This window comes from Muricoccus pecuniae (genome assembly GCF_014199205.1).
GTDB classification, from domain to species: Bacteria; Pseudomonadota; Alphaproteobacteria; order Acetobacterales; family Acetobacteraceae; genus Roseomonas; species Roseomonas pecuniae.
Genome location: NZ_JACIJD010000004.1, coordinates 85,616 through 103,597, shown reverse-complemented (window position 1 = coordinate 103,597; position 17,982 = coordinate 85,616). Strand labels below are relative to the sequence as shown.

At 71.9% G+C, this 17,982-nt stretch carries 15 protein-coding genes and 1 tRNA gene; 6 read left to right on the top strand and 10 right to left on the bottom strand.

What is annotated here, in order from left to right; all coding sequences use genetic code 11:
* Positions 1-66 precede the first annotated feature (66 nt).
* The 4 genes from greA to carA all read right to left on the bottom strand — a co-directional run bounded on the left by greA (position 67) and on the right by carA (position 5,724).
* Positions 67-540 (bottom strand): transcription elongation factor GreA, encoded by a 474-nt coding sequence (gene greA, locus FHS87_RS05825; protein ID WP_184514851.1) that lies wholly within the window; start codon positions 538-540, stop codon positions 67-69.
* 192 nt (positions 541-732) lie between these two features.
* On the bottom strand, positions 733-3,981 hold the full coding sequence (gene carB / locus FHS87_RS05820; RefSeq protein ID WP_184514849.1) for a carbamoyl-phosphate synthase large subunit: 3,249 nt from the start codon (positions 3,979-3,981) through the stop codon (positions 733-735).
* A gap of 65 nt (positions 3,982-4,046) precedes the next feature.
* Positions 4,047-4,295 carry a hypothetical protein gene (locus FHS87_RS05815; protein WP_184514847.1) on the bottom strand — a complete coding sequence of 83 codons (249 nt, stop codon included), beginning with the start codon at positions 4,293-4,295 and terminating at the stop codon, positions 4,047-4,049.
* Position 4,296: 1 nt separating this feature from the next.
* Entirely contained in the window at positions 4,297-5,724 is a 1,428-nt protein-coding gene (gene carA / locus FHS87_RS05810) for a glutamine-hydrolyzing carbamoyl-phosphate synthase small subunit (protein ID WP_184514845.1), read from the bottom strand.
* 137 nt (positions 5,725-5,861) lie between these two features.
* Here carA and FHS87_RS05805 point away from each other — a divergent pair, with 137 nt between their 5' ends.
* From FHS87_RS05805 to FHS87_RS05790, 4 genes are all read left to right on the top strand, one after another.
* Positions 5,862-6,320 carry a GatB/YqeY domain-containing protein gene (locus FHS87_RS05805; RefSeq protein WP_184514843.1) on the top strand — a complete coding sequence of 153 codons (459 nt, stop codon included), beginning with the start codon at positions 5,862-5,864 and terminating at the stop codon, positions 6,318-6,320.
* A gap of 56 nt (positions 6,321-6,376) precedes the next feature.
* Complete coding sequence (gene dnaG, locus FHS87_RS05800) at positions 6,377-8,284, top strand: DNA primase (protein ID WP_184514841.1); 1,908 nt, start codon at positions 6,377-6,379, stop codon at positions 8,282-8,284.
* A gap of 71 nt (positions 8,285-8,355) precedes the next feature.
* Positions 8,356-10,290, top strand: a complete 1,935-nt coding sequence (gene rpoD, locus FHS87_RS05795; RefSeq protein WP_184514839.1) for an RNA polymerase sigma factor RpoD — start codon at positions 8,356-8,358, stop codon at positions 10,288-10,290.
* A gap of 17 nt (positions 10,291-10,307) precedes the next feature.
* Positions 10,308-10,883: a GNAT family N-acetyltransferase gene (locus tag FHS87_RS05790; protein WP_184514837.1), complete on the top strand. Its 576-nt coding sequence runs from the start codon at positions 10,308-10,310 to the stop codon at positions 10,881-10,883.
* Positions 10,884-10,895: 12 nt separating this feature from the next.
* Here FHS87_RS05790 and FHS87_RS05785 read toward each other — a convergent pair whose 3' ends face one another.
* Both FHS87_RS05785 and ppa read right to left on the bottom strand, forming a co-directional pair.
* A complete protein-coding gene (locus FHS87_RS05785; RefSeq protein ID WP_184514835.1) occupies positions 10,896-11,222 on the bottom strand; it encodes a hypothetical protein in 327 nt (108 codons plus the stop codon).
* A 21-nt stretch (positions 11,223-11,243) separates the two neighbouring features.
* Complete coding sequence (ppa, locus tag FHS87_RS05780; protein ID WP_184515165.1) at positions 11,244-11,768, bottom strand: inorganic diphosphatase; 525 nt, start codon at positions 11,766-11,768, stop codon at positions 11,244-11,246.
* Between the two features lie 162 nt (positions 11,769-11,930).
* Between ppa and FHS87_RS05775 the strand changes: the two genes are divergently transcribed.
* Positions 11,931-13,199, top strand: coding sequence for an E22 family MetX-like putative esterase (locus FHS87_RS05775; RefSeq protein WP_312861888.1), 1,269 nt, complete (start codon positions 11,931-11,933; stop codon positions 13,197-13,199).
* Positions 13,200-13,224: 25 nt separating this feature from the next.
* Positions 13,225-13,297 (top strand) — tRNA-Ile (locus FHS87_RS05770).
* Positions 13,298-13,300: 3 nt separating this feature from the next.
* On the opposite strand, the gene FHS87_RS05765 is transcribed toward FHS87_RS05770, so the two are convergent.
* The 4 genes from FHS87_RS05765 to FHS87_RS05750 all read right to left on the bottom strand — a co-directional run bounded on the left by FHS87_RS05765 (position 13,301) and on the right by FHS87_RS05750 (position 17,923).
* Positions 13,301-15,889: an AsmA family protein gene (locus FHS87_RS05765; protein ID WP_184514833.1), complete on the bottom strand. Its 2,589-nt coding sequence runs from the start codon at positions 15,887-15,889 to the stop codon at positions 13,301-13,303.
* A gap of 23 nt (positions 15,890-15,912) precedes the next feature.
* Positions 15,913-16,887 carry an RluA family pseudouridine synthase gene (locus tag FHS87_RS05760; protein WP_184514831.1) on the bottom strand — a complete coding sequence of 325 codons (975 nt, stop codon included), beginning with the start codon at positions 16,885-16,887 and terminating at the stop codon, positions 15,913-15,915.
* 70 nt (positions 16,888-16,957) lie between these two features.
* Complete coding sequence (locus tag FHS87_RS05755) at positions 16,958-17,632, bottom strand: TIGR02466 family protein (protein ID WP_184514829.1); 675 nt, start codon at positions 17,630-17,632, stop codon at positions 16,958-16,960.
* Between the two features lie 81 nt (positions 17,633-17,713).
* The gene (locus FHS87_RS05750) at positions 17,714-17,923 is read right to left on the bottom strand and encodes a hypothetical protein (protein ID WP_184514827.1); all 210 of its coding nucleotides are present in this window, start codon (positions 17,921-17,923) and stop codon (positions 17,714-17,716) included.
* Positions 17,924-17,982: the final 59 nt, after the last annotated feature.

The following is a 17,982-nucleotide window of genomic DNA, read 5'->3' as shown; positions in this document are numbered from 1 at the left end:
CGGGCGCGAGCGCCGCCGGGGAAGGGGGCAGGATCGCGCGCGCCACGGACACCGTTCCCGCCTCGTTCAGGCGTAGGAGACGGCGGTGATCTCGACGGAGCGGGAGCCGCCTGGGGCCGGCACCTCGACGCTGTCGCCCACCTTGCGCCCGAGCAGCGCCTTGGCGAGCGGGGAGGAGATGGAGATCGAGCCGTTCTTCATATCGGCCTCGTAGGCGCCGATGATGCGGTAGGTCTTCTCGTCCTCGCTCTCCTCGTCGACGATCGTGACGCGCGCCCCGAAGCGGACCTGGTCGCCCGAGAGCTTGGAGACGTCGATCACCTCGACCGAGGGGATGACGGATTCGAGGTCAGCGATGCGGCCCTCGATGAAGGACTGCTTCTCGCGCGCCGCGTGATACTCGGCGTTCTCGGAGAGGTCGCCATGGGCGCGGGCCTCGGCGATGGCGCGGATCACGGCCGGCCGCTCCTCCGCGCGGAGGACGCGGAGTTCCTCCTCGAGGCGGGCGAGCCCTTCGGCGGTCATCGGGAACTTCTGCACGGGCGGTAATCCCCCCTCAGCGGCACATAAACCAGCAAAATCCATCCTCACGCCCCTGCCTGGAGCGTGCCGGACGGCCTGAGATGCAGCCGCCGCGCCCCCGATGAAAGGGGCGCGGCGGGCTGAAACGCTTGGGGCGGGCGCCAGCCAGGCTGGTCCCGCCCCAATCCGGTACGGGCCCGGTAGGACCCATTACGAGAACGAAGGCTGAAAATACGCCTGGAGCGGCGCCACATCAAGGGTTCCCGCCCGCAGCGCCGCGATCGCGTGCACCGCGGCCCGGGCGCCGGCGATGGTGGTGTAGTGCGGCACCCCCTGGGTCAGGGCGCTGCGGCGGATGTCGAAGCTGTCGGAAACCGAGCGGCCGCCGCCCGTGGTGTTGATCACGAGCTGGATGTCGCCGGACTTGATGGCGTCCACGCAGTGCGGCCGCCCCTCCAGCACCTTGTTCACCACGCGCACGGCGAGCCCTGCTTCCCGCAGGCGGGAGGCGGTGCCGCGGGTGGCCAGGATGTCGAAGCCCATCTCCGAGAGGCGCCGGGCGAGCGACACGGCTGCCGCCTTGTCGGAGTCCTTCACCGAGATGAAGGCCGCGCCGCCCTCCGGCAGCTTCACTCCCGCGCCCATCTGGGACTTGAGGAAGGCGCGCTCGAAGGAGAGGTCGAGGCCCATCACCTCGCCGGTGGACTTCATCTCCGGCCCGAGCAGCACGTCCACCCCGGGGAAGCGGTTGAAGGGGAAGACCGCCTCCTTCACCGCGACGTGGCGGTTGATGAGGCTGTCGTCCAGCTTGAACTCCGACAGCTTCGCCCCGGCCATGACGCGGGCGCCGATCTTGGCCACCGGCACGCCCGTCGCCTTCGCCACGAAGGGCACGGTGCGCGACGCCCGCGGGTTCACCTCGAGCACGTAGATCTCGCCGTCCTTCACGGCGTACTGCACGTTCATCAGCCCGCGCACCTTCAGGGCGCGCGCCATTGCCTCGGTCTGCAGCTTCAGCTCGCTGACGATCGAGGGCGGCAGGGAGTAGGGCGGCAAGGAGCAGGCGCTGTCGCCGGAATGGATGCCGGCTTCCTCGATATGTTCCATCACCCCCGCGACATAGACCTCGCCGGCGCTGTCGGCGATGCAGTCCACGTCCACCTCGATGGCGTCCTGCAGGTACTGGTCGATGAGGATCGGGTTCTCCCCCGAGACCTTCACTGCCTCCTTGCCGAAGCGGATGAGCTGCTCGTGGTTGTAGGCGATCTCCATCGCGCGGCCGCCGAGCACGTAGGAGGGGCGGACCACCACGGGGTAGCCGATGCGCTCCACCTCGCGCTCTGCCTCTTCCAGGTTGCGGGCGATGCCGTTCTGCGGCTGCTGCAGGCCGAGGCCCTTCAGCAATTGCTGGAAACGCTCGCGGTCCTCGGCGATGTCGATCGCCTCGGCGCTCGTGCCGAGGATGGGGATCCCCGCCTTGTCCAGCGCCTGGGAGAGCTTGAGTGGCGTCTGCCCGCCATACTGCACGATGCAGCCGAGCAGCGTGCCGCGCTCCTGCTCCTTGCGGATCAGCGCGATCACGTCCTCGCCCGTCAGCGGCTCGAAGTAGAGGCGGTCGGAGGTGTCGTAGTCGGTCGAGACGGTCTCGGGGTTGCAGTTGACCATCACCGTCTCGAGGCCTGCCTCGCGCAGCGCGTAGGCGGCGTGGACGCAGCAGTAGTCGAACTCGATGCCCTGGCCGATGCGGTTCGGGCCGCCGCCGAGGATCACCACCTTCTGGCGGTCGCTCGGATCGCTCTCGCAGACCGGCGCGCCGAAGCCGCCCTCATAGGTGGAGTACATGTAGGGAGTGGAGGAGGCGAACTCGGCCGCGCAGGTGTCGATGCGCTTGTAGACGGGCGTCACGCCCATCCGCCGGCGGCGCGCCTCCACCTCCGGCTCGTGCAGGCCGGCGAGCACCGCGAGACGCTTGTCGGAGAAGCCCATCGCCTTCAGCCGGCGCATGCCGGTGGCATCCGTGGGCAGCCCCTCGCGGATCACGCCGGCCTCGGCCTGCACGATCTTCTCGATCTCGCGCAGGAACCAGGGATCGAACTTGCAGGCGGCGTGGATGGCGTCCACGTCCAGCCCGGCGCGGAAGGCCTGGGCGGCCACCAGCATGCGGTCCGGCGTCGGGGTGGCGAGCGCCGCGAAAAGGGCTTCCGGCGAGCCGTCGCCCGGCACGGCCACGTCGTCCAGGCCCGAGAGCCCCGTCTCCAGCCCGCGCAGGCCCTTCTGCAGCGCCTCGGCGAAGGAGCGGCCGATCGCCATCGTCTCGCCGACCGACTTCATCGCGGTGGTCAGCGTGTTCGGCGTGCCCGGGAACTTCTCGAAGGTGAAGCGCGGGATCTTCACCACGACGTAGTCGATCGTCGGCTCGAAGGCGGCCGGCGTGGTCTTGGTGATGTCGTTCGCCAGCTCGTCCAGCGTGTAGCCGACGGCGAGCTTCGCCGCGACCTTGGCGATGGGGAAGCCCGTGGCCTTGGACGCCAGCGCCGAGGAGCGCGAAACGCGCGGGTTCATCTCGATGACCACCATGCGGCCATCGGCGGGGTTGATGCCGAACTGCACGTTCGACCCGCCGGTATCAACGCCGATCTCGCGCAGGCAGGCGATGCTCGCATCCCGCATGCGCTGGTATTCCTTGTCGGTCAGCGTCAGCGCGGGGGCGATCGTCACGGAATCGCCCGTGTGCACGCCCATGGGGTCCAGGTTCTCGATGGAGCAGACGATGATGCAGTTGTCCGCGCTGTCGCGGACCACCTCCATCTCGAACTCTTTCCAGCCGAGCACGCTCTCCTCGATCAGCACCTCGGTCGTCATCGAGGCGGAGAGGCCGGCGGCCACGATCTGCTCGAACTCCTCGCGGTTGTAGGCGATGCCGCCGCCCGTGCCGCCGAGGGTGAAGGAGGGGCGGATGACGCAGGGGAGCTTCACGGCCTCCAGCGCCGCCCGCGCCTCCTCCATTGTGTGCGCGATCTCCGAGCGCGGGCTCTCGATGCCGATCTTGCTCATGGCGTCGCGGAACTTCAGCCGGTCCTCGGCCTTGTCGATCACCTCGGCCTTGGCGCCGATCAGCTCGCAGCCGTACTTCTCCAGCACCCCCGCCTCGGCGAGCTTCAGCGCCGTGTTCAGCGCGGTCTGCCCGCCCATGGTCGGCAGGATCGCGTCCGGCTTCTCCTTGGCGATGATCTTCTCGACCACCTCCGGCGTGATCGGCTCGATATAGGTCGCGTCCGCCAGCTCGGGGTCGGTCATGATCGTGGCGGGGTTGGAGTTCACCAGGATCACCCGGTAGCCCTCGGCGCGCAGCGCCTTGCAGGCCTGGGCGCCGGAATAATCGAACTCGCAGGCCTGGCCGATGATGATCGGGCCCGCGCCGATGATCATGATGGATTTGATGTCGGTGCGCTTCGGCATGGCTCAGGCCTTCCGGGGCAGGGGAGGGATGGGGGCGGCGGCCGTGCCGCCGGGAGGGTTCGGGATCACCGGGCGCGCCCGAGGAAGGGGCGCCCGAGGAGGAAGAGAAGGGCGTGGATGCCGGCCCAGAGCGCGGCGGCGAGCGCCCGCCCGGTCTCGTGGTCCTCGCCCGCGAAGAACACCACGCCGCCGAGCGCGGCGAAGGAGATGGCGACGCCCCCCATCCAGGCCCTGTCCCGCGGCTGCCCGACCCGGGTCAGTGCCCACCAGGCCAGCAGCGAGAGGGGCAGGGCCAGGATGAGGAGGCGGATCACGTCAGCCCGCCGCCATCATCCCGGTGAAGCGATGGAAGAGGTGGTGGCTGTCGCTCGGCCCCGGCGAGGCCTCGGGGTGGTACTGCACGGAGAAGGCGCGCTTGCTCTCGCAGGCGATGCCCTCGTTGGAGCCGTCGAAGAGGCTGACATGGGTGATCGTCACGCCCGGGGGCAGCGACTTGTCGTCCACCGCGAAGCCGTGGTTCTGGCTCGTGATCTCCACCCGGCCCGTGGCGAGGTCCTTCACCGGCTGGTTCGCGCCGCGATGGCCGCGGTCGAGCTTGTAGGTCTTCGCGCCGAGCGCCAGCGCCAGGAGCTGGTGGCCGAGGCAGATGCCGAAGACCGGCTTGCCGGCCTCCAGCACGCCGCGGATGGCGGGGACCGCGTAGGCCCCCGTCGCCGCCGGGTCGCCGGGGCCGTTGGAGAGGAAGACGCCGTCCGGCTCGTGGCGCAGGATCTCCTCGGCGCTCGCGGTCGCCGGCACCACCGTCACCTCGCAGCCGGCATCGGCCAGGCAGCGCAGGATGTTGCGCTTGGCGCCGTAATCAACGGCGACGACCTTGTGCTTCGGCGCGGCCTGCCTCGCATAGCCCTGGCCCCAGGACCAGAGCGCCTCGTCCCACTTGTAGGGCTGCGTGCAGGAGACCTGCTTCGCCAGGTCCATGCCCTCCAGCCCCGGCCAGCCCGCGGCCTCGGCGCGGAGGGCGGGGAGGTCGAACACCCCGTCGGGGGCGTGGCAGATCACGCCGTTCGGCGCGCCGGCATCGCGGATGAGGACCGTCAGCGCGCGGGTGTCCACGCCGGAGATGCCGGGCAGGCCGTGGCTCTTCAGCCAGTCGTCCAGGTGGCGCGTGGCGCGGTAGTTGGAGGGCTCGGTCAGGTCCGCCTTCACCACCAGCCCGAGCGCGGCAGCGGTGGTCGCCTCCGTGTCCTCGGCATTGGCGCCGACATTGCCGATATGGGGGAAGGTGAAGGTGATGATCTGCCCGGCATAGGAGGGGTCGGTCAGCGTCTCCTGGTAGCCGGTCATGCCCGTGTTGAAGCAGACCTCGCCCACCTTCTTGCCGGCCGCGCCGAAGCCGCGGCCCCAGACCACCTTGCCGTTGCCGAGGACGAGGCAGGCCGTCGCGCCCTCGGGCACGGTGTCGGCATCCGGGCGTGCTGCGGGGGCGGCATTCGGGCCAGGGGTCGTCGCAGCGGTCATCTCGGGCTCCGGGGTCGGGGTGGACGTGTCGGCGTCACTGGAAGGGGGCGTGCGGGGCAGGTCCTCGAGCGGGAGGCCGGTCGCGGCCAGCACCGCCGGCCAGTGCCGGGGTGGAATCATCCGGGCCTGACGCCATTTGCGGATGGCCTCGGTGCCCACGCCGCAATGCGCCGCGGCGGCGCTCGCGCCCCCCATGAGGGCAAGGATCTGCTCGACGGTCCGCATGGGGCGTATATGTGGGAAAGCATTTCCCAATGGAAGTGGAAAGATCGCACTCGCCTGGGAAAACACTTCCCAGTTGCCCCGATGGCACGGCCGGCCGATCCGATCTAAACCCCGCCCCACCCTAACGGAGACATGTCATGAGCCTGCGCGCCCGCTTCACCGAGGAACTGAAAGCCGCCATGCGCGCCGGTGACACGGCCCGCACCTCCACCATCCGCATGATCATGGCCAAGCTGAAGGACGCCGACATCGCTTCCCGCCCGAGCGGGGTGGAGGCGATTCCCGAGGAAGGGATCACCTCCCTTCTCCGCGGCATGGTGAAGTCCCGGCGCGAGAGCGTGGAGATGTACCGCCAGGGCAAGCGCGAGGAGCTGGCCGCGAAGGAGGAGGCGGAGATCGCCGTCATCGAATCCTTCCTGCCCCAGCAGATGGACGACGCCGCCATGGAGGCCGCCGTGCGCGAGGCCGTGGCCGAGACCGGCGCCAGCTCGGTCAAGGAGATGGGCAAGGTCATGGCCGTGCTGAAGGCAAAGCACGCCGCGGTGCTGGACATGGCCAAGGCCGGGCCGATGGTGAAGGCGGCGCTCGGCGGTTGACCCCGCTTCGTTGACCCTGGGGCCCCGGCCCCCGCGATGCTAGAAGGGAGGGGCCGATGCCCCTTCCGCCCAACTTCCTCGACGAGCTGCGCGCCCGGACGCCGCTCCCGCCCCTGATCGGGCGCAAGGTGAAGCTCACCCGCAACGGGCGCCAGTGGAAGGGATGCTGCCCCTTCCACAACGAGAAGACCCCCTCCTTCTACGTCTATGACGACCACTACCACTGCTTCGGCTGCGGCCAGCACGGGGACGCCATCGGCTTCACCATGCAGACCGAGGGCCTGCCCTTCCGCGAGGCGGTGGAGCGCCTGGCCGGGGAAGCCGGGCTGGAGGTACCGAAGGAGTCCCCCCGCCAGGCCGCGCGCGAGGCCCGGGCGAAGGACATCCACGAGGTCCTCGCCGCCGCCGCCGAGGTGATGGCGCGCTGGCTCCGCGCGCCCGAGGGGCGGCAGGGGCTGGACTACCTCAGAGGCCGCGGGCTGACGGAGGCCACCATCTCCCGCTTCGGCCTCGGCTGGTCCGGCGCCGGCCGGGGCGCGCTCGCCGCCGAGCTGAAGCCGCTCGGGATCGAGCCCCGCCAGCTCGCCGAGGCCGGGCTGGTCAAGCCCGCCGAGGGCAGGGAAGGGGTCTACAACGACTTCTTCTACAACCGCGTCACCTTCCCCATCCGGGACCGGCGCGGGCGGGTGGTCTCCTTCGGCGGCCGCATCCTCGGCGACGGGCAGCCGAAATACCTGAACGGGCCGGAGACCGAGGCCTTCTCCAAGCGCCGCACCCTCTACGGCCTGGACATGGCGCGGGAGGCCGTGTTCCGCGGCCGCGCCCGGCTGGTCGTGGCCGAGGGCTACATGGACGTGATCGCCCTCCACCAGGCGGGGTTCGAGGGCGCGGTCGCCCCCCTCGGCACGGCGCTGACGCCCGAGCAGATGGAGGAGATCTGGCGCGTCACCCCCGAGCCCGTGCTCTGCCTCGATGCCGATGCCGCAGGGCTGCGCGCCGCCGCGCGCACGGCCGAGATGGTCATGCCCCTGCTCGGCACCGAGCGGACGCTGCACTTCGCGGCGGTCACCGGGGGCAAGGACCCCGATGATCTGATCCGCGCCAAGGGGCCGGCGGCCTTCCAGGCGGTGCTGGACGCGGCCAGGCCCCTCTCCACCGCCCTCTACGACCTCATGGCCGATAGCCGCCCCCTCGGCACGCCCGAGGGCCGCGCGGCCTTCCGCAACGACCTCGCCGCCGCCGCCGGCCGCATCCCGGACAAGGCCCTGGCCGCCGAGTACCGCCGCGCCCTGCTCGACCGCTTCTTCGAGAGCACCCGCCCGCAGCGCCCCCAGCGCGCGCCCTTCGTGCCCCGCGCCGGCGGCGGTGGCCGCCCGGGCTTCAAGCCGCCGCCGCGCCTTCCCCCGCGCCCGTCCCCGGCCGCCGAGGCCACGCGGATTGAGCAGGCGCGCTGCCTCCTCGCCATCACCCTCGCCCATCCCTGGCTGCTGAACGAGGTGGAGGAGGCCTTCGCCCTGCTGGAGCTGCCCCATGGCCAGCCCTCGGCCCTGCAGGCCGCCATGCTCGCCTGGCACGCGGACCAGGTGCTGGCGGAAGAGGCACAGGGGCTCACGGATGCGTCAATTGTCGATCCAACCTCGCTTGACTCGGCCGATCTGGTTGCCCACTTGGACGCGACCGGCCTCGGCGAGGCCCGGGCATGGGTCATGCGCGCGACCGGACTCCCGCGGGAAGCCGGTTCCGATGCCCAGCCCGGGGAGACCCTGGCGGGCTGGTGGCATTTCTTCGGCTTCCTGCGGGGTGAAGGCGCGCTGGTCGAGGACCTGGAAGCGGCGGGACGCGAGTTGGAAGCGGCGAACGACGCCGCAGCCCAGGCACGCGTCATCCGGCTGAGCCAGGCCCTCTCCGCGCTGCGCCGCGGCGAGACGGGGCTGGAGGAGGGCGCCGGCGGCGCCGCTCCATAGAGTACGAACCTTTCTCTCCGGCGGCGGCCGCACCCGCTGTCCGGAGTTCTCATCCGTGGCGGGAGAGTGGCATGGCGACGAAGGTGGCGAACGGCACGGACACGGCGGAGCACCGCGAAGAGGCGGTGGAGGGCGCGCTGACCGACAGCGTGGTCAACTCCGTCAAGAAGCTCATGGCGAAGGGCAAGGAGCGTGGGTACATCACCTACGACGAGTTCAACGCCGCGCTTCCCCAGGGCCAGGTCACCTCGGAGCAGATCGAGGACACCATGGCCCTCTTCTCCGAGATGGGCATCAACCTCGTCGAGGCCGAGGAAAGCGCCGACGACGACACGGAGAAGAAGGCCCCCGCCAAGGCCGAGGGCGAGGAAGGCGAGGAGAAGGCCGAGGGCGAGGAGGAGGAGTCCGGCGGCAACGTCGACGAGGAGAGCCTCGGCCGCACCGACGACCCCGTCCGCATGTATCTCCGCGAGATGGGCAGCGTCGAGCTGCTCTCGCGCGAGGGCGAGATCGCCATCGCCAAGCGGATCGAGGCCGGCCGCGACATGATGATCGGCGGGCTGTGCGAGAGCCCGCTCACCTTCCGCGCCATCGTCGGCTGGCACGAGTCCGTGGTCAGCGGCAAGCTGCTGCTGCGCGACGTCATCGACCTCGAGGCGACGAACAACGCCGACATGCCGGACGGCCCGCCGCCGGAGGCTGAGGAGTTCGAGGAAGGCGAGGAGGGCGAGGGTGTCGGCCTGTCCCTCTCCGCGCTCGAGGAGAAGCTGAAGCCCGAGGCGCTGGCCGCCTTCGAGGCGATCGAGGCCGCCTACGGCAAGCTCGACAAGATGTCGGCCAAGCGGATGGAGGCCTACACCGCGGGCGGCGAGCTCGCGGCCAAATCCGAGAAGAGCTACGAGAAGCAGCGCCAGGAGCTGGTCGGGCTGGTGCAGAAGGTCCACCTGCACAACAACCGGATCGAGGAGCTGGTCGACCAGATCAAGGGCCTCTACCGCCGCATGGTGGGCCTTGAGGGGCAGGTGCTCCGCCTCGCCGAGAGCCACAAGGTCAAGCGCGCCGAGTTCCTGGAGCAGTGGCAGGGCGCCGAGATGGACCCCGCCTGGTTCGACCGCATCGGCAAGCTGAAAGGCAAGGCCTGGCAGGCCTTCGTGGCAAACGGCCGCGAGGATGTCGAGGCCATCCGCGGCGAGATCGGCAAGGTCGCCGCCCTCACCGGCCTGCCGGTCGGCGAGTACAAGCGCGTCTACGCCACCGTGTCGCGCGGCGAGCGCGACATGACCCAGGCGAAGAAGGAGATGATCGAGGCCAACCTGCGCCTCGTGATCTCCATCGCCAAGAAGTACACGAACCGCGGGCTGCAGTTCCTGGACCTCATCCAGGAGGGCAATATCGGCCTGATGAAGGCCGTGGATAAGTTCGAGTACCGCCGCGGCTACAAGTTCTCCACCTACGCCACCTGGTGGATCCGGCAGGCGATCACCCGCTCGATCGCGGACCAGGCGCGGACCATCCGCATCCCCGTCCACATGATCGAGACGATCAACAAGCTGGTGCGCACCAGCCGGCAGATGCTGCACGAGATCGGCCGCGAGCCGCAGCCGGAGGAGTTGGCCGAGAAGCTCGGTATGCCGCTGGAGAAGGTCCGCAAGGTCCTCAAGATCGCCAAGGAGCCGATCTCCCTCGAGACGCCGATCGGCGACGAGGAGGACAGCCACCTCGGCGACTTCATCGAGGACAAGGCGGCCATCATCCCGCTGGATGCCGCGATTCAGTCCAACCTGCGCGAGGCGACCACGCGGGTCCTGTCCTCCCTCACCCCGCGCGAGGAGCGCGTGCTGCGGATGCGCTTCGGCATCGGCATGAACACGGACCACACGCTGGAAGAGGTCGGGCAGCAGTTCAACGTGACGCGCGAGCGCATCCGCCAGATCGAGGCGAAGGCGCTGCGCAAGCTGAAGCACCCCACCCGGTCCCGGAAGCTCCGCTCCTTCCTCGACAACTAGGGCCTGGACGACCAGCGATGGCGACGACGCCGGTTCAGGTCGAGGTCACCTTCCTCCGCATGGAGCGCCCGCCGGCCGACCCGCCGGCGGCGCTGCCATCCGGGGCGGCGCTGCCGCCCGGGGCCGATGTTGTGCCCGTCACCGGCTGCAGCGTGGGGTTCTACCGCTACCTCTACGACACGGTGGGCCGCGACTACTGCTGGTGGCTCCGCCGCACCCTGCCGGACGCGAAGATCGCGGCCCTTCTCCGCGATCCCGCCATCTCCATCCACGTCCTCTACCGCAACGGCGAGCCGGCCGGGTTCCACGAGCTGGAGCGGCGCTGGGACGGCACGACGAACCTCTCCTATTTCGGCCTCCTGCCGCACGCGATCGGCAAGGGGATGGGCCGCGCCTTCCTGCGCCATGCGATCGACACGGCCTGGGCCGGCAACTGCTCCGTGATGACGGTGAACACCTGCACCGCCGACCATCCCCGGGCGCTGCCGAACTACATCGCCTCGGGCTTCCAGGTCGTGCGCCGCGTGCGCGAGGAATGGCCGGTGCCGACCGATATCGGCCTTCGCCTACCGGACCGCCTGCGGACGGGCTGATCCGGACGGGGTTCAGCGCCCCCCGCGGAGCCGGCGGATCAGGATCGCGGCCCAGGCCGCGAGGGCGACCGCCATGACGGAGAAGCTGGCCACGGCGTAGAGGTCCAGCAGCCCCACGACATGCAGCGCCATGCCGAGCTCCCACCAGGGCGGCGGGCAATCGGTGGTCAGGCCCTGGACATGGTCGAGAAGGCAGCGCCGCTGCCGGGCCCCGGCGAGGGTGCCCGTGAGAAGCACCGCGCCCCAGGAGAGGGGGGGCAGCAGCGTGGCCGCGACGAGCGCGATCCGCGCCGGCCGCAGGGACCGGCGCGGGGGGATGCCGGGGCGCTCTCCCGGCACCTTGTCCCCTTGGTGCGGGCCCTACTTGGCGGCCGCGGCGATGCCCTTGGCGATCAGCTCGGCCGCCTGCTCCTTCGTGCCCCAGCCCGTGATCTTCACCCACTTGCCCGGCTCCAGGTCCTTGTAGCGGGCGAAGAAGTGCTCGATCTGCTGGCGCGTGATCTTCGGCAGGTCGTCGCAGGACTGGATGTCGGAGAAATAGGGGTGGAGCTTGTCGTGCGGCACGCAGACGATCTTCTCGTCCTGTCCCGCCTCATCCTCCATCAGCAGCACGCCGATCGGGCGGCAGCGGATGACGCAGCCCGGCACCACGGCGGCGGGGATGAGCACAAGCGCGTCCGTGGGGTCGCCGTCATCGGCCAGGGTCCCGGGGACGAAGCCGTAGGCCGCCGGATAGGACATGGGGGTGAAGAGGAAGCGGTCCACGACGACCGCGCCGCTGTCCTTGTCCAGCTCGTACTTCACCGAGGAGCCCTCGGGGATCTCGATCACCACGTTGATGTCGTGGGGCGGCGCCTTGCCGGCGGGGATCAGGCTCGGATTCATGCGGCGGCGGTCCTCGGTCTGGCTGGTCGCATCGGCGGGGATGGCGACAGGATCTCGCCCCGGCTCTAGCAGCGCCGCCCGGCCCCCGCAATTCGCCCGCTTGCCCCGCGCCCCGCCCGCCCGCAGCATGCGCGCAAACACGCCAAGGGAGGCGACCTGCCCGTGAATTCGTCCATCCGCCGCCGCGCGCTGCTGGCCGCGACCTTCCTCGCGACTCCGGCCCTCGCGGGGCTCGCCCGCGCCCAGGCGCCGGCCGCCGCGCCGACGCCCGCTCCGGCCCAGGCGCCCGCCCCGGCGGCATCCCCTGCCGCCCCGACCCCCGAGCCCCTGATCGTCCGCAAGCAGATCTTCGAGGCCGGGGAGTACCGCACCCGCGGCGGCGGCACCGTGCCCAATGCCCGGATCGGCTACCAGACCGCGGGCACGCTGAACGCGGCCGGCGACAACGCCGTGCTCATCACCCACTTCTTCTCGGCCAACAGCCACGCCTTCGGCCGCTTCGCGCCGGGCGGCCCGGCGGGCTACTGGGACAATATCGTCGGCCCGGGCAAGGCGATCGACACGAACCGCTTCTTCGTCGTCTCCTCCGACACGCTGGTGAACCTCAACCTCAACGACGCCACCACCACCAGCACGGGCCCGGCCACCCTCGACCCCTCCACGGGCCGCCCCTTCGGGATGAACTTCCCCGTCGTCTCCATGCGGGACTTCATCGAGGTGCAGAAGCGGCTTCTGGACAGCCTTGGAGTGAAGCGCCTGGCCCTCGTCGCCGGTCCCTCCATGGGCGCGCTCCAGGCGATCGAATGGGCCTGCGCCTATCCCGAGATGATCGACCGCGTGATGCCCGCCGTCGGCACGGGAGAGTTCGACGCCTTTCTCATCGGCTGGATGGAGCTGTGGGAATCGCCGATCCGCATGGACCCGAACTGGCGCGGCGGCGACTATTACGGCCAGGGCCGGGAGCCGCCGCTGAAGGGGCTGGCGGAGGCGCTGAAGATCGTCACCCTCCAGGCGCGGGACCGCGGGGCGATGGCGCAGTTCGGCCGCCGCGCCGTGGACGGGCAGGACCCCGCCCGCCGCATCGGGGACAGCTTCGCGGTGGAGCGCTTCCTCGACGAAGCGGCGGCGGCCCGCGCCAGGACGGCGGACGCCAACGCCTTCATCTATCTCACCCGCGCCAACCAGCTCTTCCTGAACGAGTATCCCGACACCGCCACCGCCCTCTCCCGCAGCCAGGCGCGCTGGCTCGTGGTGCCGGCACCGGGGGACCGCGTCTTCCCCATCGCCTATAACCGCGACCTCGCCGAGGCCCTGCGCGCGGCCGGGCGGCCCGTTCAGGTGGTGGATCTGGAAGGCGGGCTCGGCCATCTCGAAGGGGTGGCGAGCATGAACAAGGCCGAGGCCGCAATCCGCGCCTTCCTCGCGCCGTGAGGGTGATCTAAGGAGCGGGCGGGATGGGCCGGTAGCTCAACGGTTAGAGCTGGCCGCTCATAACGGCTTGGTTGCGGGTTCGATTCCTGCCCGGCCCATCCCTATCGCCCGAGAAGTCCGCGCAGCAGGTCGTTGATGGCCGGGCGCCGCCCCTGCTGCGGCTCCGGTGCAGGGGGCGGCGTGCCCACGGCCGGCGCCTCGCCGCGCGCGAGGGCGAGCTGGGCCGCGCAATCCGGCGCCGCCGCGGCACTGCGTCCGCCGAGCAGCCCTTCCACCAGTCCCCCGATCGCGGCCGCGTCCCGGTCGTCCGAGCGCCGGGCGAGGCCGCCCAGCACCCCCGCCGCCGCCGCGGTGGCGGCATTGGGATCGAGCGAGAAGCGCGGGCTGCCGAAACGCCCGGTGATGCCGAGCGGCGTGGTAATGGAGGCATCCCCCACGCGCACCACCGGGCGGAGACGGAAGGCGAGCGTCTCGTCCCCGAGATTCGCCGCCCCGCCGCCACTGGTGCTCGCCACCCCGGTCTGGAGGAGCAGGGCGCGGGACTGCGCCACCCCGCGCTGGAGATCGAAGCGCAGGGCGAGGCAGCGGATCTCCGCCGCGCTCCCCACGCTTCCCTCTGGCAGTACCCCGCGCAGCGCCTGGGTGGCGCCGGCCAGGAGGGAGGGATCGATCTCGCCCCCGGTCATGGCGAGGCCGAGATGCCCGCCCAGGCTGCCCACCAGGGCGCGCAGCCCCGCGCCCTCGCCAGCGAGGTCGAGATCGAGCGCGGCCCGGCCGGAGATGGGCGAGCGCGTGCCGAGAGCGGCCAGCAGGGGGGCGGGATCGATGCCACCCTCGCCACTCCGTAGCCGCAGAGCGAGGCGCGGCAGGGGGCCGCCCACCTCGGCGGCGCCGGCGCCCGTGACCGGCCCGCCCGGCGTCGCGGCCGCGAAGCGCTCCAGCCGCAGGGCCCGCTCGTCCAGTACGGCCCGCAGCGAGACGCCGCGCCACTCCGCACTGCCCAGGCGCAGGGTGGCGACGGTGGCCTCGGCATCCAGGGCGAGGGGGGCGTCGCGGATGGCGGTGAGGTCGAGGGGCTGGTCCGGGATGACCCGCCCGTCCGGCCGGGCAGGCGGAGGAGCAGCGGGCGCTGCGGCCGGCGCGGGCTGGGCCGGCGCGGGTTGGGCCGGTGCGGGCGCCGGGGGGGCGGCGGGGGGCGGGGAAGCCGACAGGGCATCCGCATCCACGCGATCGAATTCTGCCCGCAGGGTCACGCGCGGCAGCGGCTCGGCCCGGCGGAAGGAGAGGCTGGCGCGCCCGGCGGCCTCGCGCGCGGCGAGGGTGAGGCCGGGCAGGTCGGCTCCCTCGGCGAGAAGGCGCAGCGGCCCATCCAGCGCGGCGTCGTGCAGGGCGGGCAGGCCGGGCGTCCCGGCGCGGGCCCCGAGGGAGCGGAGATCGGCCGCGCGGAGGGAGAGCTGCCACTCCGTCCCCTCGATCCGCCGCCCGGGCGCGAGGGCCCCGGCCAGCGAGGCGGCGAGGCCCTCTCCCTCCAGCCGGAGGGTCAGGGGGATCGCCCCCTCGGCGCGCAGCGCGGCGAGGTTCGGCCCCCCGGCGGTGAGGGCCAGCGGCAATTCCCCCAGCCGCAGCGTGCCGGAGAGGGCGACGGGCGCCTCCGGCGAGGGCGCGTCCAACTGGGCCGGGCCGAGGACGAGGCGGCGACCGGCGAGCGGGATTCCAAGCTCCGCCACGGAGGCGTGGAGCGCCGCCAGCCCCGCCGCGCCACCTGTCTCGGCCACGAGGGAGAGGTTGCGCGCCTCCGGCAGGGCCGTGCCGGGGAGGAGCGGGGCGAGGCGGGATGCGGCATCTGCCGTGGCGGCGAGGCGGGCGCGCCAGCCATCGGGACGGAAGGGAAGGGCGAGGGCGCCGCTCGCCTCGGCGTTGAGCCCGGGGGCGGAGAGGCCGGCGCGGAAGGGCCATTCGCCCGTCCCGCCCGCGAGCAGCGCGCCGAGTGGCCCGGTACTGCCGTTCACCGTGGCCGCGATGCCGCGCGCCACGGCCTGCCCCTCGACGAGAATCCCGCGCTCCGAGCCGCGAAGGGTGAGACGGGGAAGCTCCAGCACCTCCTCCCCGCCCGGCCCGCGCCAAGTGAGGCGGCCTCGCTCCAGCACCACCGACTCCACCTCGAAGCCGAAGGGGTGTGAGGGTTCCGCCGCGGGGATGGCAGGGGTGGCGGGAGCGGAGGCCTGCGGCTGCGGACGTGTGAAATCCCAGTTCACCCGTCCCGCGGCATCGGTCTCCAGCAGCAGGTCCGGCTCGATGAGGGCGACGCGCCGCAGCTCCACCTGGCGCGAGAGGAGCGGGACCAGCGCCAGCTCCGCCTCGATCCGCCGGGCGCGCAGCATCTCCGGGCGGGAGAAGCCGGGCGGATTGGCCAGGACCGGGGAGTCGAGCCCGATGGTGGGGACGAGGGCGGGGCGAAGGGTGACGGCGCCCAGGGTGAAGCGGCGCCCCGTCGCAGCCTCCACTGCCGACTCGATCCGGGGGCGGATGGCGTCCGTCCGCAGCGCAGCCCAGAGCGCGCCATAGCCCGCGAGCGGCAGGCCGAGGACGAGGAGCCCGAGCGCAATCAGCCAGGGCCGCCACCGGCGGAGGCGGCCGGGCGGGCGAGGGGGCGGCGCTGCGGGCCGCCCGGGGGAGGCGGGCTGGGGCATGGCGTGGCTCCCGGGGGCGGGGTTCAGCGAGTCCGGCGGGTGGGCGGGGTGCGCGGGCGGTCGAAGCCGAGGAAGGCGAAGCTCTCGTTCATATGGGGCGGAAGCGGCGCCGAGACGGAGAGGGTTCCGCCCTCGGGATGCGGCAGCTCGATGGAGCGGGCATGGAGATGGAGCAGGCCCGACATGCCCTCCAGATGCGCCGCCGCCCCGCCATACTTGCCGTCCCCCAGGATCGGGCATTTCAGCGCGGCGGCGGCGTGGACGCGGAGCTGGTGGGTCCGGCCGGTGAGCGGGTTCATCTCCAGCCAGGAGACGTGCTTGCGGGCGTTGTCCACCACGCGGAAATCGGTGATGGCGTGGGCTCCTTCCTCGCCCTCCTCCGCGGGGGCGGTGCGCTCGCCACGTGGCCCGCCCTGGCGCGCGAGCGGCATGTTGATCCGCCCCGCCAGCGGGTGCGGGCGGCCGACCACCAGGGCCCAGTAGGTCTTCTGCGCGTCCCGCCCGCGGAAGGCCGCCGCCAGCCTCGCCGCCGCCCCGGCGCTGCGCGCCAGGAGCAGCACGCCCGAGGTGTCGCGGTCGAGCCGGTGGACGAGGCGGGGGCGCTCCTCATGGCCGAAGCGCAGGGCGTCGAGCATGCCGTCGAGATGCCGGGCGATCCCCGGGCCGCCCTGCACGGGCAGGCCGTGCGGCTTGTCCAGGGCGATCACCGAGTCGTCGCGGTAGATCACCAGACGCTCCAGCATGGCGGCATCGCGCTCGGAGACGGCGGGGCGGGATGGCTCGGGCGGTGGCGCCTCGGGCATCGGGGGCACGCGCACCTGCTGCCCCGGGGCAAGGCGGGTGCCGGTTTCGGCGCGCTTGCCATCCACCCGGACCTGGCCGGTGCGGAGCATCTTCTGCAACGCGCCCTGGGTAAGGTTCGGGTGATGGCGGCGGAACCAGCGGTCGAGGCGCAGATCGGCCTCATCCTCGGTCACGGTGATCAGGGCGGCGGGCATGAGGGGGAGGTAGCGACGACGGGGGCGCGCGTCGAGTTCCGCCCGGCTTTTATGCGCGCCCCGCCCTCTTTTAGACGGAGAAGTTGAAGGCCACCGAGATGCGCGGCCGCTCCCCGTGATAGTGGCGCACCGCATGGACGAGCCAGGCGGGGAAGATGAGCATCGTGCCCGTCTCGGGCGTGATGTAGTCCGTCAGACCCGCGCTGAGGCAGCCGGGCAGCGCCATGCGGAGCTGCGGGGCGAAGAAACTGGGCAGGATGCCGCGGGGATCGTGGATCTCGAACTCGCCGCCCGACCCGTCCCCGGCATCGACCCAGTAGACGCCGGACCAGAAGGCGCCGGGATGGTGGTGGGGGTGGTTCGCGTCCCCGGCCCGGTTCACGTTCGCCCAGGCGTTGCTGCGCCAGACCGGTCCGCCCGGAAGGGCCTCTCCATCGGCGTTCTTGAGGCCCGTGAAGGCGTTCACCAGCCCCGTGGCGGCGTCCAGCAGGGCGGCGCCGGCCGGGCCGGACCAGGACCAGAAATCGTCGTCGGACTGCCAGCCGCCGTTGTTGTTGCGCTGCACCCCCTCGCACCCCGCGGCGCGGGCGAGGATGGCTTCGCGCAGGGGAGCGTTCAGGGCCGGGGCGCCGTTCACCGGCGCCATCAGCAGCGGGGTCGGGAAGAGGCTGCGCAGCCGGAAGGCCTGGGCACTGAAGGATAGGGGCTCGACCGGGTTGAGGTCGGGCGTGGGAAAGGCATCCATGCGCTGCATCCTGCGGCTCTGGGGGCAGGATGGACCGGGAGTGTTGTCGGATCGTTAACGCGGCGCGGGACCGCGCGGCGGCTACTCCCCCTCGACCGGCCGGGAGTCCCCGTTTTCCGGCGCCTTGCCGCCCTCCGCGGGGGGCTCGCCCGTCCACTCGTCGGTGATGAGGCCCTGCGCCTTGCTCAACTCGTCCAGGCCCTGCGGGGAGGGCGGGCGGGGGATGGCGGAGTCGGAAGCCTCCCCGGGCCCGAAATCGGCCTTGGGGCCCTCCGGCGCTCTGGCAGTCATGGTCGAGCCCTCCTCGCTGTCCCCGATGGAACGCCCGGGGGAGGGTGGCGGTTGGCGCG